This is a genomic window from Actinacidiphila polyblastidii, assembly GCF_036353415.1.
GTDB classification, from domain to species: domain Bacteria; phylum Actinomycetota; class Actinomycetes; order Streptomycetales; family Streptomycetaceae; genus Actinacidiphila; species Actinacidiphila polyblastidii.
Window position 1 is genome coordinate 130,884 of the sequence record NZ_JAZEWV010000002.1, and the last position, 22,956, is coordinate 153,839.

Sequence of the window (22,956 nt, forward strand, 5' to 3'; positions counted from 1 at the left end):
CGTGCGTACGGGGGGTGACGTACGGCACCTCCCCAGCCGGAGCGCGCCCTCATAGGGTGTGGCCATGACCACCCCCAAGCTGCGCGCGGAACTGGACGGCATCCCGACGTACAAGCCCGGGCGACCCCCGGCCGCGGCGGAGGACGGCGCCTCGGGGCCGGCCTACAAGCTGTCCTCGAACGAGAACCCGTACCCTCCGCTGCCCGGTGTGCTGGAGGCGGCCACCGCCGCCGCGGCCGCGTTCAACCGCTACCCGGACCTGGCCTGCTCGGCGCTGACCGGCGAGCTGGCGCAGCGGTTCGGCGTGCCCGCCGCGCACATCGCGACCGGCACCGGCTCGGTCGGCGTCGCCCAGCAGCTGCTGCAGTCGACGTCGGGGCCGGGGGACGAGGTGATCTACGCCTGGCGGTCCTTCGAGGCGTATCCGATCATCACCCGGATCAGCGGCGCCGAGCCCGTGCAGGTGCCGCTGGCGGCGGACGAGACGCACGACCTGGACGCGATGGCCGACGCTGTCACCGAGCGGACCCGGCTGATCTTCGTCTGCAACCCCAACAACCCCACCGGCACGGTGATCCGCCGGGCCGCGCTGGAGCGCTTCCTCGACCGCGTGCCCTCCGACGTGCTGGTCGTGCTGGACGAGGCGTACCGCGAGTTCATCACCGACCCCGAGGTGCCGGACGGCGTCGACGTCTACCGCGACCGGCCGAACGTCGCGGTGCTGCGCACCTTCTCCAAGGCGTACGGCCTGGCCGGGCTGCGGATCGGCTTCGCGATCGCCCACGAGCCGGTGGCCGCCGCGCTGCGCAAGACCGCGGTGCCCTTCGGCGTGACGCAGCTCGCGCAGGACGCGGCGGTCGCCAGCCTGCGCGCGGAACCGGCCCTGCTGGAGCGGGTGGCCGGGCTGGTCGCCGAGCGCACCCGGGTGGCCGCGGCGCTCGCCGGGCAGGGCTGGACGGTGCCCGAGACGCAGGCCAACTTCGTGTGGCTGCGGCTGGGGGAGCGCACTCTGGACTTCGCCGCGGCCTGCGAGCGGGCCGGCGCCTCGGTGCGGCCGTTCGCCGGCGAAGGCGTGCGGATCTCGGTCGGCGAGACCGAGGCGAACGACATCATGCTGCGCACCGCGGAGGCCTTCCGCAAGGAGCTGTGACCGGACCGCCCACAGGTCGGCTGACCTGCGGAGAAGCCCTCTGACCCACCCCGGTGTCAGGGGCCTTTCGCGTATGCGCGATACTACTTTGTGAATGTATTCACGTTCACAAGCGGAACGTGTCGTGCCCATAAGGCAGGGCATGTCCGGCGAACCTCGGGCAACCGCCCGTACCGGCAGCAAAGGAGACGTACCGTGCAGCTCGCACTGGAGCCACTGAACGTCGCCAGGTGGCAGTTCGGCATCACGACCGTCTACCACTTCCTCTTCGTCCCCCTGACGATCTCGCTGTCGGCGCTGACCGCCGGCCTCCAGACCGCCTGGGTGCGCACCGGACACGACAAGTACCTCAGGGCCACCAAGTTCTGGGGCAAGCTGTTCCTGATCAACATCGCCATGGGCGTGGTGACGGGGATCGTGCAGGAGTTCCAGTTCGGCATGAACTGGTCGGACTACTCGCGCTTCGTCGGCGACGTCTTCGGCGCCCCACTGGCGTTCGAGGCGCTGATCGCCTTCTTCTTCGAGTCCACCTTCATCGGGCTGTGGATCTTCGGCTGGGACAAGCTGCCCAGGAGGATCCACCTCGGCTGCATCTGGATGGTCTCGATCGGCACCATCCTCTCCGCGTACTTCATCCTGGCGGCCAACTCCTGGATGCAGCACCCGGTCGGCTACCACTACAACCCGCGCACCAAGCGGGCGGAACTCGACGACTTCTGGGCGGTGCTGACCCAGAACACCGCGCTCGCGCAGTTCTTCCACACCATGTCGGCCGCCTTCCTCACCGGCGCCGCGTTCATGATCGGCATCTGCGCCTACCACCTGGCCCGCAAGCAGCACATCGCCGTGATGCGCTCCTCGCTGCGGATGGCCCTGGTCGTCGCCGTGGTGGCCGGCGCGCTCACCGCGATCAGCGGCGACACCCTCGGCAAGGTCATGTTCAAGCAGCAGCCGATGAAGATGGCCGCCGCAGAAGCGCTGTGGGACGGCCAGAAGGGCGCGCCCTTCTCGATCTTCGCGGTCGGCAACGTCAACAAGGGCCACAACGAGGTCGCGATCGACGTCCCCAACCTGCTGTCCTTCCTGGCCACCGACGACTTCACCTCCTACGTCGGCGGCATCAACGACGTGAATAAGGCCGAGCAGCAGAAGTACGGACCCGGCGACTACCGCCCCAACATCCCGGTCGCCTACTGGGGCTTCCGCTGGATGATCGGCTTCGGCGTGGTGTCCATCGGCGTCGGCGCGGCCGGGCTCTGGCTGACCCGGCGCAGGTTCTGGGTGGCGCCGGAGCACCGCACCGGCGAGGACGAGGTGCCGCGGCTGATGCTCACCAGGGGCGTCGCCCTGCACGACGGCCTCTCCCGCTGGTACTGGCGGATCGCCCTGCTCACCATGGTCTTCCCGCTGCTCGCCAACTCCTGGGGCTGGATCTTCACCGAGACCGGCCGCCAGCCCTGGGTGGTCTACGGCGTGCTGCGCACCAAGGACGCGGTCTCCCCCGGCGTCTCGGCCGGCGAGGCGGTCACCTCCCTCACCGTCTTCACCCTGCTGTACGCGCTGCTCGCGGTCATCGAGGTGCGGCTGCTGGCGAAGTACGTCACGGCGGGGCCGCCGGAACTCACCGACGACGACCGCCGCTCCCCCACCCGGATCGGCGGCGACCACGACAGCGCCGACGACCGGCCGATGGCCTTCTCGTACTGAGCCGCTGAGGAGAACGACATGCACCTGCACGACGTCTGGTTCGTCCTCATCGCCGTCCTGTGGACCGGCTACTTCTTCCTCGAAGGGTTCGACTTCGGGATCGGCGTCCTGACCAAACTGCTCGCCCGCGACCGCACCGAGCGGCGCGTGCTGATCAACACCATCGGCCCGGTCTGGGACGGCAACGAGGTCTGGCTGCTCACCGCGGGCGGCGCCACCTTCGCCGCCTTCCCCGACTGGTACGCCACCCTCTTCTCCGGCTTCTACCTGCCGCTGCTGATGATCCTGGTCTGCCTGATCGTGCGCGGCGTCGCCTTCGAGTACCGCGCCAAGCGCGGCGAGGACCGCTGGCAGCGCAACTGGGAGCACGCGATCTTCTGGACCTCGCTGCTGCCCGCCTTCCTGTGGGGCGTGGCCTTCGCCAACATCACCCGCGGCGTGAAGATCGACGCGAACAAGGAGTACGTCGGCGGCTTCTGGGACCTGCTGCACCCCTACGCGCTGCTCGGCGGCCTGGTCACGCTGACCCTCTTCACCTTCCACGGCGCGGTGTTCGCCTCGCTGAAGACGGTCGGGCCGATCCGGGAGCGGGCGCGCGCCTTCGCCACCGGCGCCGGACTGGTCGCGGCCGTCGCCGCCTCCTGCTTCCTGATCTGGACGCAGGCGCACAGCGGCAACGAGCGCAGCCTTCCCGCGCTGATCGTGGCGGTCGCCGCGCTCGCGGCGGCGATCGGCGCGAACCTCGCCGGCCGCGAGGGCTGGTCGTTCGCCTTCTCCGGCGTCACCATCGCCGCCGCCGTCGCGATGCTCTTCCTCACGCTCTTCCCCGACGTCATGCCGTCCACCCTGAACAGCACCTGGTCGCTGACCGTCAGCAACGCCTCGGCGACCCCCTACACGCTGCGGATCATGACCTGGTGCGCGGGCGTCGCAACCCCGCTGGTGCTGCTCTACCAGGGCTGGACCTACTGGGTCTTCCGCAAGCGGATCGGCACCCAGCACATCGCGGAAGCCGCGCACTGATGCGCGCGCCGACGGCAGGAATGTTCCACGTGAAACACGGAAGGGGATGTTCCACGTGAAACCGGTCGACCCCCGGCTGCTCCGATACGCCCGCACCACCCGGATCTTCCTCGCCGGCTCGGTCCTGCTCGGGCTGCTCGGCGCCGGACTGATCATCGCCCAGGCGGCACTGATCGCCGACGTGGTGGTCGGCGGCTTCCAGCACGGCCAGGGGCCCGGCGCGCTGCGCGGCGACCTGCTCGGGCTCGCCGCGGTGGCGCTCGGCCGCGCGCTCGTCGGCTGGCTGACCGAGCTGTGCGCGCACCGCGCCGGCGCGGCGGTCAAGTCGCAGTTGCGCGCCCGCCTGCTGGAGCACGCCACGGCGCTCGGCCCCGGCTGGCTCACCGGCCAGCGCAGCGGCCGCCTCACCACCCTGGCCACCCGGGGGATCGACGCCCTCGACGACTACTTCGCCCGCTACCTGCCGCAACTCGCGCTGGCCGCCGTGGTGCCCGCGGTCGTGCTCGCCAGGATCGTCTCGGTGGACTGGGTGTCGGCGCTGACCATCGTCCTCACCCTGCCGCTGATCCCCGTGTTCATGGTGCTGGTCGGCTGGGCCACCCGGGAGCGGATGGACCGCCAGTGGCGGCTGCTCGGCCGGCTCTCCGGCCATTTCCTCGACGTCGTCGCGGGACTGCCCACCCTCAAGGTCTTCGGGCGGGCCAAGGCGCAGGCGGAGAACATCCGCGCGATCACCGGCGACTACCGCAAGGCCACCCTGCGCACCCTGCGGATCGCGTTCCTCTCCTCCTTCGTGCTGGAACTCCTCGCGACGATCTCGGTCGCGCTCGTCGCGGTCGGCATCGGCATGCGGCTCGTGCACGGCGAACTGAGCCTGCGCACCGGACTGCTGGTCCTGGTGCTCGCCCCCGAGGCGTATCTGCCGCTGCGGCAGGTCGGCGCCCAGTACCACGCCGCCGCCGAGGGACTCGCCGCCGCCGAGGAGGTCTTCGAGGTGCTGGAGACCGCGCCCGCCGCCGCGCCCGGCACGCTGCCGGCCCCCGACCTGCGCACCGCGGTGGTCTGGGTGGAGGGCGTCGAGGTCCACGAGGGCGGCCGGCTCGGCCCGACGACGCTGGCGCTCGCGCCAGGGGAGACCGTCGCCGTGACCGGGCCCAGCGGCGTCGGCAAGTCCACGCTGCTGAGCGCGCTGCTGGGGTTCGCCCCGCCCGCCGAGGGCCGGGTCCTGGTCGGCGGGATCGACCTGGCCGCCATCGACCCGGCGTCCTGGCACCGCCAGATCGCATGGGTCCCGCAGCGCCCCCACCTCTTCGCCGGCACCATCGCGGACAACGTCCGGCTGGCCCGGCCGGACGCGACCGACGCGCAGGTCGCCGCGGCGCTCACCGCCGCAGGCGCCGCGGACTTCGCCCATCCCGACGACCCGGTCGGCGAGGACGGCGCGGGGCTGTCCGCCGGCCAGCGCCAGCGGATCGCGCTCGCCCGCGCCTTCCTGGCCGACCGCCCGCTGGTCCTGCTGGACGAGCCCACCGCCAACCTCGACGGCGACACCGAGGCCGCGGTCATCGCTGCCCTGCGGGAGCTTGTGCGGGACCGCACGGTGGTGATGGCGGTGCACCGCCCGGCCCTGCTGCCGCTCGCCGACCGCGTGCACGCGCTGGTGCCCGTGGCGCCCCCGGCTCCCTTGGCGCCTTCGGCCTCGCAGGCGCCGGTGGGGGTGGGCGCGCCGGACGCGCCCGCGCCCACGGGTCCGGGGTCGGCTGTACGGGCCGTGCCGGCCCGAGCGGTCGCGGCGGCCGCGACGGAACTGGTCGGCCCCTCGGTGTCCGTGCCGGCTGAAGCGCCGCAGTCGGTGCCCGTCGAGCCGCCCGTGCGGGTCGCGGCCGCGGAGTCGGTCGCGTCAGGGCCGACCGGGCCGGTTCCGGCGGAAGCAGCCCTCATGCCGGAGCCGGTCGTGCCGGCGGCGGTGGCCGCCGTGTCGGGCGGCGTGGCCGTCGGGTCCGCGGGCTCCGAGGGGGCGGCGGACCGGCGGCGTGGCCGTCGGCGTGGAGATCCGCTGCGGCTGGGAGGGATGCCGCGGTTCTGGGGGCGGTTCGGGACGGCGTGCCTGCTCGGCGTGCTCGCGCTGGTGTGCGCGGTCGGGCTGATGGGGACGTCCGGCTGGCTGATCAGCCGCGCGTCGCAGCAGCCGCCGGTGCTGTACCTGATGGTCGCGGTCACCGCGACGCGCGCCTTCGGCATCGGGCGGGCGGCCTTCCGCTACGGAGAACGCCTGCTCGGTCATGACGCCGTGTTCCGTGCGCTCGCCGAGGTACGGGTCCGCGTCTTCAGCCGGCTGGAGCGGCTCGCGCCGGCCGGACTCGGCGTGACCGGCCGCGGCGACCTGCTCTCCCGCCTCGTGGCGGACGTCGACTCCGTACAGGACCACTTCCTGCGCTGGCTGCTGCCCGCGGTGACCGCCGGGGCCACGGTCGTCGCGGCCGCCGCGTTCACCGGCTGGCTGCTGCCCGCCGCCGGGCTGATCCTGCTCGCCGGGCTCCTCGCGGCGGGCGCGGGCGTGCCCGCGCTGTCCGCGGCTCTGGCCCGCAGGACCGAGAGCCGGCTGGCCCCCGCGCGGGGCGAGCTGTCCGCCCGCGTGCTCGGCCTGTTCACCGGCACCGCCGAACTCACCGTCTCCGGAGCCCTCGCGGCCCGCAAGGAGGAGGCCGCCGGAGCGGACCGCGCCCTCCGGCAGGTCGGCGCGCGCTCGGCCGCCGCCACCGCGCTCGGCGCCGGGCTCACCGCCCTGATCAGCGGCCTGACCGTGGCCGCCTGCACCTGGGCGGGCCTGCAGGCGGTGGCCGCGCACCGGATGCACGGCGTGCTGCTCGCCGTGGTCGTGCTGACCCCGCTCGCCGCGTTCGAGGCGGTCACCGGGATGCCGCCCGCCGCTCAGCAGCGCAGCCGCAGCCGCCGGGCCGCCGACCGGGTGCGGGAGGTCCTCGACGCGCCGCTGCCGGTGCGCGAGCCCGAGCAGCCGCAGGAGCCGCCCGCGACGCCGTACCCGCTGGTCCTCCACGGGCTGACGGCCCGCCATCCCGGTCAGGCCGCGCCCGCCCTCCGCGGCGTCGACCTCACGCTCACCCCCGGGCGCCGGGTCGCCGTCGTCGGCCCCTCGGGTGCGGGCAAGACCACGCTCGCGCAGGTGCTGCTGCGGTTCCTGGACGCCGAGGCGGGCACGTACACGCTGGCGGGCCGTCCGGCCGCCGGGCTCGACGGGGACGCGGTGCGCCGCATGGTCGGCCTGTGCGCGCAGGACGCGCACGTCTTCGACAGCACGGTCCGGGAGAACCTGCGGCTGGCCAGGACCGATGCCACGGACGCGGAGCTGCGCGAGGCGCTCGCCGCCGCACGGCTGGACGTCGATCTCGACATGGCCGTCGGCGAGCACGGGGCGCGGCTGTCCGGCGGTATGCGTCAGCGGCTCGCGCTGGCCCGCGCGCTGCTCGCGCGCTTCCCCGTACTCGTCCTGGACGAGCCCGCCGAGCACCTGGACATCGCGACCGCCGACGCGCTCACCGCCGACCTGCTCGCCGCGACGCGCGGCGTGACCACGCTCCTCATCACGCACCGGCTCGCCGGACTCGCCGCGGACGGAGCGGTGGACGAGATCGTGGTCCTGGAGGCCGGGCGCGTGGTGCAGCGCGGCTCCTACCGCGAACTGGCCGCCGCGGACGGCCCCTTCCGCCGGACCCTGGAGCGCGAGCGGCTCGCGGACCGGGCGCTCGGCGGGCCCGCGGCGCGGGACGCGGTACCGGCGGCGCGCCGTCGGGAGGGTGCGGAGGCCAGGGCGCGGGTGCCGGCGGCCGGCTGACGCGGGGCCCGTCAGGTCAGCCGGGCGGCGACGATGCTCTCGATGACCCGGGCCACGCCGTCCTCCTCGTTGGACCGCGCGTGGTGCGGGGTCGCGGCGAGGACGTCGGGGTGGGCGTTCGCCACGGCGTAGGAGGTGCCCGCCCAGCCGAGCATCGCGAGGTCGTTCGGCATGTCGCCGAAGGCGACGACCTCGGCGGCCGTCACGCCGCGCTCGGCGCAGCACTTGGCGAGCGTCGTCGCCTTGCTCACCCCGGCGCCGCTGACCTCCAGCAGCGCCGACTCGCTGGAGCGGGTGATCTCGCCGTGCCGGCCGGCGGCTTCGAGCGCCGCGGCGAGGAACTCGTCGGGGTCGAGGGACGGGTGCTTGGCGAGCAGCTTCAGCACCGGCTGCTCGCGGTCCTCGGCCAGCAGCCGCTCCACCGGCGCGCGGTCCCCGCGGCCGTCCGGCTCGGCCGGCAGGTAGCCCTCCTCGTGCCGGAAGCCGTCCGGACGCTCCACCGCGAAGCTCGTGCCCGGGACGGCCTCGCGCAGCGCCACGGCCACCGCGAGGGCGTCGGCCTCGGGCAGCGGGAACGACTCCACCAGCACGCCGGACCGCAGGTCGTACACCGCCGCGCCGTTCGCCACGATCGCCAGGCCGTGCCCGGCCAGGTGGGCCGCGACCACTCCCATCCAGCGCGCCGGCCGGCCGGTGACGAAGAACACGTCGATCCCGGCCGCCTCGGCGGCGGCGAGCGCGTCGACGGTGCGCTGCGAGACCGTCTTGTCGTCACGCAGCAGCGTGCCGTCCAGGTCGGTGGCGATCAGCCGCGTCGCGGGTACGGGCAGGCGGGGACTGGAGGGCGTGGACGATCCGGAGGGCGCGGAGGGTGGGGTCACGTGGCCCATCCTTCCGTACTGCATCCGTGCCCCGGACCGAGGTGGGGACGGCGCGGCGGCGGCGCACGCGGCTGCTCCGCGGCGCGAGGGGCGAGCGCGGAGGGGCGTGGGCGCACGGGGGATGAGGCGGGAATCGTCCGCACGGTGGCGCGGGTGCATGGGCGTCGGACCGAGTGCGGGCCGGACGCGCGGCTGCTGGTCTTCCCGGCGCGGGCGCGGGCGCGGGCGCGGGCGCGGGCGCGAGCGCTGACGCGGGCACGATGGCGCTGGTCGCGGCGGCCGCGTGGGCGCTGCCGCTGAACGGCGCATGGCAACGGGTGCGGGCGGGACACGCACCGGCCGGCGCGCAGGGGCGCGGCGTCCGTCGTCATGGTGGCGCTGCTGTCGTGCGTGGGCACGTACTGCACCGCTGCTCTGGTGCTCCGCTGCACTCTGTGCACGCGCTGGAGGCGGGCGAGCGGGCGGTGCTCCGGGTCTCTCTGGGTGTGGCGGGTCGGCGGGTCGGCGGTTGCCGAGGTCTGCCGAGGTCTGCCGGCGCTTGTCGGCGTTTGTCGGGTGGAGCCTGCTCAGCAGCACCGTCGGGTGCTGCTCCGCGGCCTGGAAACCACCGCCGGTCCGTCGATCCTGCTCGACGCGGCCGGTTTCTCCTGGTCGCTGCTGACCTTCTTCGTACTTCCTGGGGTGATGGCCGAACGCTCCGGCCCATTCGCTGCCTTGCGCAGGTCGCTCACCCTCGGGCGGCGCGAACCGGGCAACTGGCCGGCGGGTGGAGTCCGGCGCTTCCTGACGACCGCGCTGGTGCTACCGCGCTCTTCGCCGCGCTGGGCTCCATGGTGGCTCTCTGCCTGCTGATCGGGCTGCTGATCGTGCTGATGACCGCGGCCAAGGAACGGGTCGGATCATCGGGTCTCATGACCTGCGGTCAGCCGGCGAGCGGCGCGGGCTCGCGCGCCACGTCATGACCTGCGCCCGTACCTGTGCCCGTGCCCGCATCCACGCCGGCGCCGGCATGGGCGCTGGTGGGAGCGCTGGTGGGGACGCTCACCGCGCCGGCGAACTCCTCACCGAGCATGTCGTCGACGCGCAGGCTGCGGGCGCTGGGCGAGGAACCGTGGGCCTCGGCGCTGATCCGCTGCTTCATCGTGGGCGGCAGGGTGCGCTTGCGGTCGCGGCCGCCCAGTTGGGGTTCGCACCCCCGGGGCGCCGGCACGCGGCACGCGCCCGTACCGGTAGCCGTCCCGGAACCGGCCCCGGAACCCTTCGCCGTACGGCGCGCGGTGCGCGCGGGGGGAGCCGCCTTCGCGCGCTTGCCGCGCCTGGTGCGGGAACCGGCCCGGCCGGCCGCCTCGTCGCGGTCCGCCGCGGCCGCCGGGACGAACCCGGCGGGAACAGCCTGCGGGCGGACGGCGGCGGCGTTCGCCGTACGGCCGAAGCCCAGGGCGGCGATGCACTTGAGCAGCACGCTGAGCAGCGCGCTCCAGAACGTCTTGACGTCTGCGGCAACAGCCATGACTTCTCGACCTCTCATTTCCTGCTGGTCGGACGGACGCGGATACGGTTGTTCCGTGATCCGGTGAACTGACTAGTCCGATCATGCGGAAGCGAGCACAGATTCCGGGGAGCCGCACCTCGGGTCCGCCGATATACACATCAACGCCACCCGTACGGCGCAATTCGGTCGGCCCGGCATGACGGCGGCTCAGCAGTACGGGGACCGGCGACGCCGCCCGCGACCCCACCCGACGGCCCGAAAGGCCGCGTGCTCCACTCCCGCACGTGAGCGCGCCGTGTAGCTCCGCGGGGCCGGGATGGTCTGTCGGCCCGGCGGGAGGTGTGCCTAGGCTGATGTCTATGTCGTCGCCGATGAGGCGGGATGACTCCGGGGGGAGTGTGGGATGGGGCGGCCGTCGGATTGGCACGTACTCGACATGGATGGTGACCCGACGCCGGGTGATCCGTCGCGGGTGAAGGCGCTTTCGTTGCAGCTGCATGAGTTCGCCGATGATGTGGAGTCGGCGCTTCGGCTGGTGAGGGGGATGCAGTCGGAGGAGGCGGTCCTGTCGTGGGCGGGGTTGTCGGCGGATGCGTTCCGCGATGAGTTCGGGTCGACGCCGAAGAACCTGGAGAAGTTGCACACGTCTTATCGGATAGCCGCGGAGGCGTTGGAGTCGTACGGGCCGGATCTGGAGCACGCGCAGTACCAGGCGGACCGGGCGCTTGCGGACGGGCGTGCGGCGCAGAGCCGGCTGGGTACGGCGCAGGCTGGTTTGAGTGGCGCGCAGGACTGGGTGCATACGGCGACTGCGACGTCCGACTCCTACGATCCGGTGAAGCACCCTGGTGCGACGGTGCCGGCGCCGGATTCGGAGCAGGTGCGGCGGGCCACGCGCGATCTGGCGGCGGCCAAGGCGCAGCAGGTGCATGCCCAGCAGGCGGTTTCCAGTGCGCAGTCGGCGCTGGACGCGGCGAAGCGGCTGGCGGAGCAGGCGCGGGGGATGCGGGAGGACGCGGCCAAGCGGACGGTTGCCCGGCTGCATGAGGCGTCGGACGCGGGCATCCACAACCGGCACTGGTGGCAGAAGGCGGTGCACTGGGTCGCGGACCACTGGGACGAGATCGTGACGGTGTGCAAGTGGATCGTGGCGATCCTCGGCATCGTCGTGCTGATCATCGGCGGGCCGCTGGCCTGGCTCGTGGTCGCCGCGGCGCTGGTCGTCCTGGCGGACACCGTCATGAAGTACATCCAGGGCAAGGCCAGCCTGTGGGACGTGTTCTTCGCGGCGCTGGACTGCATCCCGATGACCAAGGGCCTGACCTCGCTGGGCAAGCTCGCGGAGCTGTACAAGGCCGGCGGCCTGCTGAAGATCGGCGTCGAAGGCGTCCGCGGCGCCGTCACCGGCCTCAGGAACATGGCCGCGGCGGTGCGTGCCCTCGGCGAGGGCGCGAGGATCATCGCCAAGGGCCTGCCGGACGCCCTGCGCGACATCGTCAGGATCGCGGAGACCCCCGAGGGGATGCGCTTCCCGGTCGTCGACGCCGGTTCGCTCAAGGCGCTGATGAACGCGGTCGGCGACGGCGGCGGCGGTGCGCGCAACATCCCGAAGATTCCGGCCGGACAGCCCAACGACCGGCACATGCTGGATCGCATTCGGCCGAAGATGCCCCGCAAGGACGCCAACTCCGTCGTCCTCCCGCACGTCGACGTGGCAGCGGACATCGACGGCATCAATGCCGGCCAGGCCGTCCGCAAGGGCAATGACTACGAGATCAACGGCCGTACCTACCGGGTGGAAGGCGGCCACGCCTATCCCGTTTCCGGCGACGGAATCGTGGAGATGGACCGGGGCTCCTATCGGGCGCTGCAGCTTCTCATCCAAGCCGGCGGCAATACGCCCGAGGTGGCCTTGCAACTGCAGCGTGAGAAGATCGATCCGGCTCAGGTCAGCCTCGCCGAACAGGTCTTCTCTTCCCACCGATCGCAGAGGTAGCGCAGTGTTTCTTGAAGAGATCCTCGCGGACAAGCCGACCTCCTCGCAGGAGCTCGCGTCCTGGGCGGCCCGCGGATTCGGCATTCCCGACTCGGCGGTCGTGGTCGAGTCGGAGGACGACCGCGGCGGGGCGCTCGGCGACGACATCGAGCTCCTGGTCGAAACGGGCGAGCTGGCGGGGGACTTCCCCGCGCACCTTTCCTTCTTCGCGCGAAGCGCACGCACGGAGGCAGCGGAACGGGACGTGCTGGTAGCCGATTTCGCCCGCCGTTTTCAGGCACACCTGCTGGTGAGCGACGATTCTCCCGACCCTTACCGGATGACGCTGGTGAAGCCCGACGGTTCACGCGAACTCGTACGGCTGAACGTCGAAGCGCTGGACAGCGAGGACGCCTACGTCATCGACGGTCCGTACGTCCCCGAAGAGGAAGAGGACGCGTGATGGCGGGCGACGACAGGCTGGCCATCCCGATCGACCTCCTGGAGGACTTCGCGCAGCGCCTCGGGTCGATCGTGTCGCGGCTGGACGACACGAAGGCGACGCTCCGGGCGTTCGAGGAGGACATGGGCGACGGCTCGGTCGTGGACGCGCTCGACCACTTCGAGCACAACTGGAAGGACGGGCGCGGCGACATCCACAAGCAGCTGGACGGTCTGGAGAAGATGGCGAACACCGTGGTCCGGGAGATGCGCAAGGTCGACACCGACCTCGCGCAGCAGCTGGCGAAGTCCACGGAACCGCAGGGCGGGAAGCAGTGACGGCCGCGGAGCGCGAAGCGGTGCCGGTCGCGGCGCCCGTCGGGGTGTCGCTCGCGGTGCCCGCGTCCTGGTGGGAGTTCGACATCCGGCCCGAGGGGCGCGAGGCGACCGTACGGCGGATCGTCGACGAACGGGTACGGGCGGTGCCGGAGCTGGCCCCCTACCGCAACGACCTCAGCACCCTGCTGCGGCGGATGGCGCGGGACGCCCACGACTCGGGCGCTCTCTACCTGGGCTGCATGGCCGAGAACCTCGGCGGGGTGCCGCTGACCGCGACCGTGACGGTCACCGTGCTGAGCGCCGCCAACGCGCAGGGGGTGGCGCTGTCCACCGACCCGCAGGCCGTCGCCGAGAGCCTGAGGACGATCACCCCGCGCCGGGACGGCGACGCCTGGCGCAAGGTGACCACCGTCGAGATCGCCGAGGTCGGCCTGTGCGCCCGGACCCACGGCGTCGAGGACGTGCCGGTCGAGCAGGGCGATCCGCGGACCGTCCGCATGGCGCTGACCCAGACGTACGTGCCGATCCCGGGGCGGCCCGAGGAGATCGTGCTCATCTCCGGAGCTTCGCCGGTGCTGGACCTGGCCGACGCGTTCCACGACATCTTCGACGCGGTGACCTCCACCTTCCGCTTCGTCCCCGCCGCGACGCCGTAGCGCGCCCGGCGGCCTGATCCGGTCGCGGCCGGGGCAGACGGGCGGCATGGGAGAGATCCGGGTCGGGACGTGCTCGTGGACGGACAAGGCGCTGGTGTCCAGTGGCTGGTACCCGTCCGGCCACCGTGACCCGGAGGGCAGGCTGCGGCACTACGCCGCGCAGTTCCCGGTCGTGGAGGTGGACGCCACCTACTACGGCCTGCCCAGCGCCCGCAACAGCCGGCTGTGGGCGGAGCGCACCCCCGACGGCTTCCGCTTCAACGTGAAGGCGTTCTCCCTGCTGACCGGCCATCCGACCCGGCCGGACGCCCTGCCGGTCGACCTGCGTCCGGCGCTCGCCCGGCAGCGGGACCGGCAACAGGAACGCGCCGGCACCGACCCCGGTCTGCTCGACGAGGTGTGGGAACGGTTCAGCGCGGCCCTCGAACCGCTGCGCCGGGCGGAACGCCTGGGCACCCTCCTCTTCCAGTTCCCGAGCCGGCTCGCGCCGGGGAGGCCGGCGGCGGAGTTCCTGCGCCGCTGCCGCGAGCGCACCGCGGGCTGGCCGGTGGCCATGGAGTTCCGGCATCCCGGCTGGTGGCACCCAGACCGCGTCGCCGCGACATCAGCGCTGCTCACGGAGCTGGACGCGGCCGCCGTGGCCGTCGACATGGCGCAGGGCCTCCCCGCCTCGGTGCCCCCCGTCGCCCCCGTCACCTCCCCCCACCTGGCCGTGGTGCGCTTCCACGGCCGCAGCACCGCCTGGGGCACCGGCTCCAAGGAGGAACGGTTCCGCCACACCTACACGCCCGCCGAGCTCTCCGAGTGGACCCCCCGCATCCGCGCGATGGCATCGCAGGCACGCGAGGTCCACGTCCTCTTCAACAACTGCTGCGCCGACGCAGCCGTCCGCGCGGCGGAGTCGATGCGGGTCCTGCTCGAACCGTGAGGGGGCCCGCGACGCACGGTGCACCGCGTCGCAGACCCCGCACCGCCGAGCGCCGGTACGGGACGGCCTGCCCTGGCGGGCCGCGTGGGGGAACTGCCACGATGTACGGCGCGTCGTTGCGGGGAAGCCATGGGCACTTCGGGGGGGAGTGTGGGATGGGGCGGCCGTCGGATTGGCACCGTCTTATCGGATAGCCGCGGAGGCGTTGGAGTCGTACGGGCCGGATCTGGAGCACGCGCAGTACCAGGCGGACCGGGCGCTGGCGGACGGGCGTGCGGCGCAGAGCCGGCTGGGTACGGCGCAGGCTGGTTTGAGTGGCGCGCAGGACTGGGTGCATACGGCGACTGCGACGTCCGACTCCCGATGACCAAGGGCCTGACCTCGCTGGGCAAGCTCGCGGAGCTGTACAAGGCCGGCGGCCTGCTGAAGATCGGCGTCGAAGGTGTGCGAGGCGCGGTCACGGGTCTGAGGAACAGTGCCGCCGCCATCCGAGCCCTCGGGAGATTGCCGTCCGCGCTGCGTGCCGGCCTCCAGGGGATGACGGAAGTCGATCGTCTCCTGCAAACCGGCGGAGAATTGCGACGTGTCCGGGGGAGGCGGAGCACGGGTTTTCGCACGCCGAAATTCAACAGGTAAAGGACTATCGGTTCAACGAGGAGCACTGCTGGACAGTTACGGGCATGCGGCGGTCGCGCGTTTCGATGCCAATCCACGAATAGCCGAGGCGTGGGTTCGACTCAGGAACGGAACTCCGCATCCTGCCGATATCGATTTGCCCCGTCACGAACTGTACGAATCCAGGCACATGAGAGAGACGGGCAGCCAGAGCTACAAGGCGCCGCACCAGGCTACACTCGACGCCGGACACACATGGGCCCCTGCGGCTGCCGCTCGCGACGGTTTCGGACGACGCCTCAGCGCGGAGGAATGACGCATGCCATATTCGTTTCAGCTGCTCCTCGTGAAGAGCACCGAGCGGATACACGTCTACCAGGCCAGGTGCGGCGAGGACATGCGGTCCTTTTTGCGCCTCGACGAAACGGCTGGAGAGGTGCGTGTTTGCGACGCGAGGGGTGTTCCGGTGAGCGACATGGTGTTGCGCGCTGGGATTGGGGATGTGGAGAATCCGGTCGCGAATCCGGTGCAGTCGGGGAATTTCACCATGCTGCCGCCCATCTGCTCAGTCGGTGGCGCAGGAATGGTTCGGCCCCTGCCGAGGTGGTCAAGTTCTTCTCGTGACCACTGGCCCGGATGATCGAACTGCGAGAAAGAGTGGGAACTCGTAGCGGATGGCCGGCCGGCCCATCCCACAGGGGGACGGCTCGCGGGTGGATGCGCCGTGCCGCGCGTCGCGAGCCGGCGAACCGTTGCGGTCACGGCTCTGGTGCGCGAGGAGGCGGGAGGGCCGGGCCGTATCGTCGTCCTCATGCGTCTGAGCACTGTATTCCTGCCGATCTACCGCTGGCACGAGCAGGGGCGGGAGGTGTGGCGGCGGGCTGAGGAGTTGGGGTTCGGGACCGCGTACACGTATGACCACCTGTCGTGGCGGGAGCCGTTTCGGGCGGGGACGTGGTTCGGGGCGGTTCCCACGCTCACCGCGGCGGCCGGGGTGACGGAGCGGATGCGGTTGGGGAGGCTCGCGACGTCGGCCGATCCTCGTTCATGCATCGCGGGCTGACCTGCGGCTTTGCTGGATCCATCATCACGGCTGACGTGTGTGGCTGTGGATTACTGAACTGCTGTTGCGAAGAATCGCGTCTCGTTCAGCCTGGCCCAGGCGCTCAAAGCGTCATCGGTCGGGAAGAGCCGTTGCTTCCGCGCACTCCACGCGGCAAGGTCATGCGCCACGTCAGCCGCATTGCGGGGGCGACCGCCATCGCGAGTGGCCAGGAAATGTACGCTGGCCAGCAACTCCATTCCCTCGGGATACTCATAGCCGGCGAACGCCTGGCTGAGCTGAGCCCAGGCCCGCTCGAACTCACTGTCTCCATCCACGGCCTCTTCGACCTTCGCGGCGGCGTCCGGTCGCAAGCCGATGTCAGCACGTGCGCCGCCCGTGCCATCGCCGAAACCGATCACCTGATGACCTTCCAACGCTGCCATCGCCCGGTCAAGGCCGAGTGAGTAGGGACCGTAGTGCCCGGCTTCGAATTGCAGACCAAGGTTGATCCCGGCACTCTGCAGAAGATAGGCGACCTTGTGGAACTCCAGCAGTGACGCTTTGGGTACCTCGGTGATGCCCGCGGCCCAGGCGCTGGCGATGTACCGCTGTACCGCTGCGAGAAACCTGGCCCGCTGTTGGTTCAGCTCCGGGGCGGGAGTCGCGGTAGGCATGTCCTCAGGAGGCGGAGTGCCGAGCCCGTAAAGCCGGATATCAGCGTCGAGACACTGGAGCCTGTCGATGATCAGGGCCCGCACCTCGGGCCACGGCAGACCGCCGTTGCCGCAGCCGAGCGGAGGCACGGCGATGCTTGTGATCTTCAGCTCACTGACGACACGAACCAGGTCGTCCAAGCCGGCACGGATGTCCTCCATGCGTGACGGCTCACGCCAATGTCTCTTCGTGGGGAAGTTCAGCACCCACCGATCTCCGGGTAGGGGGACCGCCTGAACCACGCCTGGCCGTACTTGACCCGCCTTGCAGGCGGCAACGTAGATGTCGAAGACTTGGGGGAAGGCACGCTTGAACTGCAAGGCGATGCCCTTGCCCATGACCCCCACGGTGTTGACGGTGTTCACCAGAGCCTGCGCGTCGTCACGGAGCAGGTTCCCGTGAGTCTCAGTGATCATTGCTTGACCTCCCTCCATCTGTCTTCCAGGATCGCAGGTAGCCGATCGGTGCTGTCAGGGCATGTCTAGAAGTACCACTGAGGTACGACAGCGACCTGTGGCACATGGCCTGCGGTGGCGATGATCGACCTGACCTCCGCCGCCATCGGCGGTGTCTGCACCACGATGCCGACGACAGCGGTCCATGGCAGGGCGTGGTGGACCAGGAACTCCGCCATCCGACGCTCGCGCCGTGAACCGTCGCTTTCCGTGTTCGTCCAGACGACGGCCTCCATGACCGCCCAGTCGACGTGCGAGGCGAGTTCAACTGCCCGGTCCGTGTATTTGGCCGTGGCGAGAGCGGCGTTACGGTCGGTCGCAGCCCATGCAAGGGCGTGCCGCTGCACCTGTGACACGCGGGATACCAGGTAAACCAGCTCATCCTGCCGTCCCGAATACGTCTGCACGCCGCCCTTGTGGATGCGGTACAGCATCGGCGACCGCGGTGCGAAGTAGAAAGGCGCGTAGTCGGCAACGACACCACCCGGCCCCGCCGACACAACCTGAGTACGTCGGCGCTCCTTGATACTAAGGTCGGCGCACTCGACTGTTCCGGCAGGTTTCTGCTGGTCGGCGACAAGCCCGGACGCTGCGATCCCCGCCAAGTTCTTCACATGGGTGAAGTGCAGGAGGCGAGGGTCGGCGGTGTCCATCACGGGTCGTGATTCTAGGGCCCCCAGACTCGCCGGAGCCCCGTGGCCCTCGGTCTCTCGTAGGCTCGACCCATGCGACTGAGCACTGTGATCCTGCCGATCTACCGCTGGCACGAGCAGGGGCGGGAGGTGTGGCGGCGGGCTGAGGAGTTGGGGTTCGGGACCGCGTACACGTATGACCACCTGTCGTGGCGGGAGCCGTTTCGGGCGGGGACGTGGTTCGGGGCGGTTCCCACGCTCACCGCGGCGGCCGGGGTGACGGAGCGGATGCGGCTGGGGACGCTCGTGACGTCGCCGAACTTCCGGCATCCGGTGACGCTCGCGAAGGAGCTGATGACGCTCGACGACGTGAGCGGCGGGCGGATCACGCTGGGGATCGGGGCCGGCGGGACGGGGTTCGACGCGGTGGTGCTGGGCGGCGAGGAGTGGTCGCCGCGGGAACGGGCTGACCGGTTCGCCGAGTTCACCGCGCTGCTCGACCGGCTGCTGACCGAGCCGGACGTCACCGCCAAGGGCACCTTCTACTCCGCGGTCGAAGCGCGGACGATCCCGGGGTGCGTGCAGCGGCCGCGGCTGCCCTTCGCGGTCGCCGCGACCGGGCCGCGCGGCATGCGGCTGGCCGCGCGGCACGGGCAGGCGTGGGTGACCACCGGTGACCCGGCGCTGTACGAGACCGGTACGCCGGAGCAGTCGCTCGCCGCGGTGCGGGGGCAGGTGGAGCGGATCTCCGCGGCCCTGGAGGCGGAGGGCCGGGACCCGGCGGACGTGCCGAAGATCCTGCTCACCGGCTTCACACCGGACCGGCTGGCGCCGTTCGCCTCGGTGGACGCCTTCACCGAGTTCGCCGGACGGCACGCCGAGGCCGGCATCGACGAGATCGTGGTGCACTGGCCCATCCCGGACTCCGACTTCGCCTACGACCAGGACGTCTTCGAGCGGATCGCCACCGAGGGCGCGGCCCGGCTCGCCTGAGACCGCACCGCGCCCGGCTCAGTCGCCGTCCGGCGCCGCGGGGGCGGTGGCGGCCAGCGCGTTCATCCGGCGGGCCGCCACCTCGCGCTCGGCGGCCGCCGCCACGAATGCCGCCACCTGCGCCTCGCCCACCAGCGCGCGCACCACCTCGAACGTGGCGGACGGCAGCGCGACAGCCGCGACGCTGTCCTGCGCGGCATTCTGCGCGCCACCGTTCTCGTGTGCGCCGCTGGTGGGATGAACGGCCTCGTCCGAGGGGAGCGGGGAGGTCAGCGCCGCCTCGGCCAGGTGCCTGCGGATGTGGGCGGTCGCCCGGGTGCGCATCGCCCGCGCCAGCTCCGCGTCCACCGTCTGCTGGGCCAGCGGGCGCAGCCGGCGGACCAGCCCGGCGGCCTCCTCGGCCTCCGCGTCGGTCGGCGGGTGCTGGAGGAACCGCTGGAAGACGTACTCCGTGGTGAACTCCAGGAACCGCTCGGAGATGTGCTCCACCTGGGTGCGCAGCTCCCGCAGGTGACCGGTGATCGCCGCCAGCGGCACCCCGGCGGTGTGGAGTTCGACGGCGACCGCCAGCTCCTGCGGACTGGGCACCAAGAACTCCTCGGCGCTGCCGGGCACCGGCTCCAGCACGCCGAGCTGCAACGCCTCCTGGACCGCCGACAGGTCCGTCACACCGCCGAACGCCTGCGTCAGCTCGTCCAGGCTGATCCGCGCCGGTCGCTCGTCGGACCACGGCCGGTCGACCTCGCCGACCAGTCCGAGGACGCCGCCGAGACCGGTGCCCGCGTCCCAGGCGGCCAGCAGCTCCTTGATGCTGGCCAGGGTGTAGCCGCGCTCCAGCAGCTCCGCGATCTGCCGCAGCCGGGCCAGGTGCGTGTCGTCGTACACGTTGGCCCGGCCGCTGCGGTCCGGCTTCGGCAGCAGCCCGCGGTCGGTGTACGCACGGATGGTGCGGACGGTGGTCCCGCTCAGCCGGGACAGGTCCTCGATCCGGTACGCGGGCTGCGCGTCGGCGGTGGTCACGCCTCACTCCTCGGTGCTGTTGGTGCTGTGGCGTCCGCGGGGCGCCGGCCGGTCAGGAGGCCGCGGCGTGCCCTGCCGCGCTGCCGGTGTCCGCGACGGCCCGCGCCGCCGGGGATATCGCCAGGTACTCCACGGCCTTGCGCATCGACCCCTCCTGGGACGGATGGTACGACCGGCGCAGGTATCGCGGCATGGCGGCGTTCAGCGAGGACCAGCTGGGCAGCAGACCGCGGCGGGCGGCGGCACCGTGGTCCTTGAAGCGGTACCGGGCCCCGGTGAGCTGCGGGTCGTGCCGCATCATGAACCGGGCGCCGGCGACCCACAGGTAGACCAGCATGGGCCAGGCCAGCGCCATGCCCTCGACGCGCCTCAGATAGCGGAGGACGCCCTTGCCGCCGGCGTGCTGGTACATGTCGAAGGCGACCGCCCGGTGCTCCACCTCCTCGGCGCCGTGCCAGCGCAGCAGGTCGAGCATGACCTCGTCGGTGCCCGCGCCGTCCAGCGCGTCCGCGTCCAGGATCCAGTCCCCGAGGACCGCGGTGAAGTGCTCGATCGCGGCGATCAGCGACAGCCGGAAGCGCAGCCACTCGCGGGCCGGCACCGGCAGGCCGGCCGGCGGCTTCTCGCCGAGCAGGACGTCGAACATCCACTCCACGTGCCGGGTGTAGCCGGTGGTGTCGAGATCCTGCTCGGCGAGGTGCTCCAGCACGTAGGCGTGCTGGACGCTGTGGGTGGCCTCCTGGCCCATGAACCCCTTGACGTCCTTGAGCAGCCGCTCGTCGCTGACCAGCGGCAGCGCCTCCTTGAACACCTTGACGAACCAGCGCTCCCCCGCGGGCAGCAGCAGGTGCAGCACGTTGATGACGTGGGTCGCGGTCGGCTCGTCCGGAATCCAGTGCAGGGGCGTCTGCTTCCAGTCGAACGAGACGCGGCGCGGCCTGATCGCGTGACTCATCGGATGGTCTCCTTGCCGAGGGTCCTGGGAACGGGTCAGAGGGACGGGTCAGAGGGGCGGGTCGACGCGGGCGAGCGCCCGCAGCGCGCCGGGGGACAGCCGGGACAGCAGCCGGGCGCCGCGCGCCTCGGGGGTGACCGGGACGACCGCGGTGTCCTGCCGCACCGCGCGCACGATGGCGCGAGCGACCTTCTCCGGCGGGTAGTCGCGCCGCGCGTAGAGCTTGGCGCTCCTGTTCCTGCGGCGCTCCTGCTCGTCCTCGTCGACGCCGGTGTGCCGGGCGCTGCCGGTGATCGCGGTGTTGACCAGGCCGGGGCATATCGCGCTGACGCCGATGGAGTGCGGGGCCAGCTCGGCGCGCAGGCACTCGCTGAGCATCAGCACCGCGGCCTTGGAGGTGCTGTAGGCGGGCAGGGCGCGAGAGGGCAGGAAGGCGGCGGCGGAGGCGATGTTGACGAGGTGGCCGCCCTCACCGCGCTCGACCATCTGCTGCCCGAAGAGCCGGCAGCCGTGGATGACGCCCCACAGATTGACGTCCAGGACCTGCTTCCAGTCCTGGGGCGTGGTGTCGAGGAAACGGCCGGCCAGGCCGATCCCCGCGTTGTTCACCACGACGTCGGGCACGCCGTGGGCGTCGAGGGTCCGGGCGGCGAGCTTCTCCATCGCCTCGGCGTCGGACACGTCGACGGTCTCGGGCCACGCGCCAGGGGCGCCGAGCGCGCGCGCCGACGCCGCGGTGCGGGCAGCTCCTTCGCCGTCGCGGTCCACGGCGACGATCCGGGCGCCGGCCTCGGCGAAGGCGAGAGCCGTGGCCTGCCCGATGCCGCTGGCCGCGCCGGTGACCAGGACCAACTGCCCGGCGAACCGCTCGCGGGCGGCGCCGAGCCCCTTGCCGAGTACCCCCGACGCGGAGCCCGCCGCGGTGGCACCCCCGTTCCCACCGGCGCCCTCGCTCCCGCCGGTGCCTCCGCCCGTCTCCCCTGCCTCCGTGCCGAGCACGAAGTCCGCGATCCAGGTGGCGAGTTGGTCGGGCCGTGAGCGCGGCACCCAGTGCTTGGCGGGCAGCGTACGGCGGATGAGCCGTGGCGCCCACCGGTCGAGGTCGTCGTAGAGCCGCTCGGAGAGGAAGGCGTCGCCGGTCGGGGTGACGAGCTGCACCGGGACATGGGCGTAGGCGTCGTCACGTGGGTGGCCGAGTCGGCGGCGCACGTTGTCGCGGTAGAGCCAGGCGCCGTGGGCGGCGTCGTCGCCCAGGGACGCGGTGGGGTAGCCGTCCGCGGGGAGCCTCTCGGCCCTGGCCAGCAACCCGGGCCAGGCCCTGCCCAGCGGGCCGCGCCATGCCAGTTCGGGCAGCACGGGCGTGTGCAGCGCGTACACGTACCAGGACTTGGCGCCCTGGCCGATCAACTGGGCGGCGCGGCGCGGGGTGGGGCGGCGTGCGCGGCGGCGGATCCAGTGGCCGAAGTGGTCGAGGCACGGTCCCGAGATCGAGGTGAAGGAGGCGAGCCTGCCCTCGGTGGCGGGCACGGTGGCGAACTCCCACCCCTGCACCGAGCCCCAGTCGTGCCCGACCAGGTGCACCGGGCGGTCCGGACTGACCGCCTCGGCCACCGCGAGGAAGTCCGCGGTGAGCTTCTCCAGGGTGAAGCCGCCCCTGAGCGGGGCGGGCACGCCGGATCTGCCGTGGCCGCGCACGTCGTAGAGGACCACGTGGAAGCGGCCGGCCAGCCGCGCGGCGACCTCGGACCACACCTCCTTGCTGTCCGGGTAGCCGTGCAGCAGCACCACCGTGGGCAGCGTGGCGTCCCCGTACTCGGCGACGCACAGCCGCACCCCGTCGCCGCCCACCACGAAGCGCTCCCGCGCCCCCGCTTCCGCCTGGCCCGCTTCCGCCCGGTCCGGGTCCGGCGGCTCGACGCCCGTCCCTTCCATACCTTCCACCCGCCCCTCACTCGCTCTCCGCCACGGCGACCGCCGACCCACCGACGCACCGACGACCCCGACAGCAACGATGACACCAATCAATGTGACATTGGCCGATGGGAGGGTCAAGACCCCCGTCCGGCCTGTGGAAAACCCCCG

General features: G+C 72.0%; 18 protein-coding genes and 1 pseudogene. 12 read left to right on the forward strand and 7 right to left on the reverse strand.

Annotation, left to right across the window (positions count from 1 at the left end):
* Window positions 1–58 precede the first annotated feature (58 nt).
* The 4 genes from hisC to cydD all read left to right on the forward strand — a co-directional run bounded on the left by hisC (window position 59) and on the right by cydD (window position 7,733).
* Window positions 59–1,150 carry a histidinol-phosphate transaminase gene (gene hisC, locus V2S66_RS03815; RefSeq protein WP_330792986.1) on the forward strand — a complete coding sequence of 364 codons (1,092 nt, stop codon included), beginning with the start codon at window positions 59–61 and terminating at the stop codon, window positions 1,148–1,150.
* 195 nt (window positions 1,151–1,345) lie between these two features.
* The gene (locus V2S66_RS03820; RefSeq protein ID WP_330792987.1) at window positions 1,346–2,857 is read left to right on the forward strand and encodes a cytochrome ubiquinol oxidase subunit I; all 1,512 of its coding nucleotides are present in this window, start codon (window positions 1,346–1,348) and stop codon (window positions 2,855–2,857) included.
* Between the two features lie 18 nt (window positions 2,858–2,875).
* Complete coding sequence (cydB, locus tag V2S66_RS03825) at window positions 2,876–3,880, forward strand: cytochrome d ubiquinol oxidase subunit II (RefSeq protein ID WP_330792988.1); 1,005 nt, start codon at window positions 2,876–2,878, stop codon at window positions 3,878–3,880.
* Window positions 3,881–3,926: 46 nt separating this feature from the next.
* Window positions 3,927–7,733: a thiol reductant ABC exporter subunit CydD gene (cydD, locus tag V2S66_RS03830; RefSeq protein ID WP_330792989.1), complete on the forward strand. Its 3,807-nt coding sequence runs from the start codon at window positions 3,927–3,929 to the stop codon at window positions 7,731–7,733.
* An 11-nt stretch (window positions 7,734–7,744) separates the two neighbouring features.
* Here cydD and V2S66_RS03835 read toward each other — a convergent pair whose 3' ends face one another.
* On the reverse strand, window positions 7,745–8,623 hold the full coding sequence (locus V2S66_RS03835) for an HAD family hydrolase (RefSeq protein ID WP_413966276.1): 879 nt from the start codon (window positions 8,621–8,623) through the stop codon (window positions 7,745–7,747).
* A 913-nt stretch (window positions 8,624–9,536) separates the two neighbouring features.
* Entirely contained in the window at window positions 9,537–10,124 is a 588-nt protein-coding gene (locus V2S66_RS03840) for a DUF6344 domain-containing protein (RefSeq protein WP_330792990.1), read from the reverse strand.
* Between the two features lie 418 nt (window positions 10,125–10,542).
* Between V2S66_RS03840 and V2S66_RS03845 the strand changes: the two genes are divergently transcribed.
* The 7 genes and pseudogenes from V2S66_RS03845 to V2S66_RS03875 form a co-directional block, all read left to right on the forward strand.
* Window positions 10,543–12,102, forward strand: a complete 1,560-nt coding sequence (locus tag V2S66_RS03845) for a putative T7SS-secreted protein (protein WP_330792991.1) — start codon at window positions 10,543–10,545, stop codon at window positions 12,100–12,102.
* 4 nt (window positions 12,103–12,106) lie between these two features.
* Window positions 12,107–12,544 carry a hypothetical protein gene (locus V2S66_RS03850; RefSeq protein WP_330792992.1) on the forward strand — a complete coding sequence of 146 codons (438 nt, stop codon included), beginning with the start codon at window positions 12,107–12,109 and terminating at the stop codon, window positions 12,542–12,544.
* Window positions 12,544–12,861: a hypothetical protein gene (locus tag V2S66_RS03855; protein ID WP_330792993.1), complete on the forward strand. Its 318-nt coding sequence runs from the start codon at window positions 12,544–12,546 to the stop codon at window positions 12,859–12,861. Before V2S66_RS03850 ends, V2S66_RS03855 begins: the two co-directional genes overlap by 1 nt.
* Entirely contained in the window at window positions 12,858–13,517 is a 660-nt protein-coding gene (locus V2S66_RS03860) for a hypothetical protein (protein ID WP_330792994.1), read from the forward strand. The genes V2S66_RS03855 and V2S66_RS03860 overlap by 4 nt, the downstream gene beginning before the upstream one ends.
* A gap of 46 nt (window positions 13,518–13,563) precedes the next feature.
* Window positions 13,564–14,445, forward strand: a complete 882-nt coding sequence (locus V2S66_RS03865) for a DUF72 domain-containing protein (protein ID WP_330792995.1) — start codon at window positions 13,564–13,566, stop codon at window positions 14,443–14,445.
* 363 nt (window positions 14,446–14,808) lie between these two features.
* Entirely contained in the window at window positions 14,809–15,081 is a 273-nt protein-coding gene (locus V2S66_RS03870) for a hypothetical protein (protein WP_330792996.1), read from the forward strand.
* A 790-nt stretch (window positions 15,082–15,871) separates the two neighbouring features.
* Window positions 15,872–16,105 (forward strand): annotated as a pseudogene (locus V2S66_RS03875) (LLM class flavin-dependent oxidoreductase); the annotation flags it as partial.
* A gap of 68 nt (window positions 16,106–16,173) precedes the next feature.
* On the opposite strand, the gene darG reads toward V2S66_RS03875, so the two are convergent.
* Together darG and darT are read right to left on the reverse strand one after the other, a co-directional pair.
* On the reverse strand, window positions 16,174–17,235 hold the full coding sequence (gene darG, locus V2S66_RS03880) for a type II toxin-antitoxin system antitoxin DNA ADP-ribosyl glycohydrolase DarG (protein ID WP_330792997.1): 1,062 nt from the start codon (window positions 17,233–17,235) through the stop codon (window positions 16,174–16,176).
* Window positions 17,236–17,300: 65 nt separating this feature from the next.
* Window positions 17,301–17,927: a type II toxin-antitoxin system toxin DNA ADP-ribosyl transferase DarT gene (gene darT, locus V2S66_RS03885; RefSeq protein ID WP_330793227.1), complete on the reverse strand. Its 627-nt coding sequence runs from the start codon at window positions 17,925–17,927 to the stop codon at window positions 17,301–17,303.
* 72 nt (window positions 17,928–17,999) lie between these two features.
* Here darT and V2S66_RS03890 point away from each other — a divergent pair, with 72 nt between their 5' ends.
* The gene (locus V2S66_RS03890; protein ID WP_330792998.1) at window positions 18,000–18,899 is read left to right on the forward strand and encodes an LLM class flavin-dependent oxidoreductase; all 900 of its coding nucleotides are present in this window, start codon (window positions 18,000–18,002) and stop codon (window positions 18,897–18,899) included.
* An 18-nt stretch (window positions 18,900–18,917) separates the two neighbouring features.
* Here V2S66_RS03890 and V2S66_RS03895 read toward each other — a convergent pair whose 3' ends face one another.
* The 3 genes from V2S66_RS03895 to V2S66_RS03905 are packed head-to-tail and all read right to left on the reverse strand — an operon-like array spanning window position 18,918 to window position 22,806.
* Window positions 18,918–19,919, reverse strand: coding sequence for a MerR family transcriptional regulator (locus V2S66_RS03895; RefSeq protein WP_330792999.1), 1,002 nt, complete (start codon window positions 19,917–19,919; stop codon window positions 18,918–18,920).
* Window positions 19,920–19,971: 52 nt separating this feature from the next.
* The gene (locus V2S66_RS03900) at window positions 19,972–20,874 is read right to left on the reverse strand and encodes a metal-dependent hydrolase (RefSeq protein ID WP_330793000.1); all 903 of its coding nucleotides are present in this window, start codon (window positions 20,872–20,874) and stop codon (window positions 19,972–19,974) included.
* 48 nt (window positions 20,875–20,922) lie between these two features.
* Complete coding sequence (locus tag V2S66_RS03905; protein ID WP_330793001.1) at window positions 20,923–22,806, reverse strand: SDR family oxidoreductase; 1,884 nt, start codon at window positions 22,804–22,806, stop codon at window positions 20,923–20,925.
* Window positions 22,807–22,956: the final 150 nt, after the last annotated feature.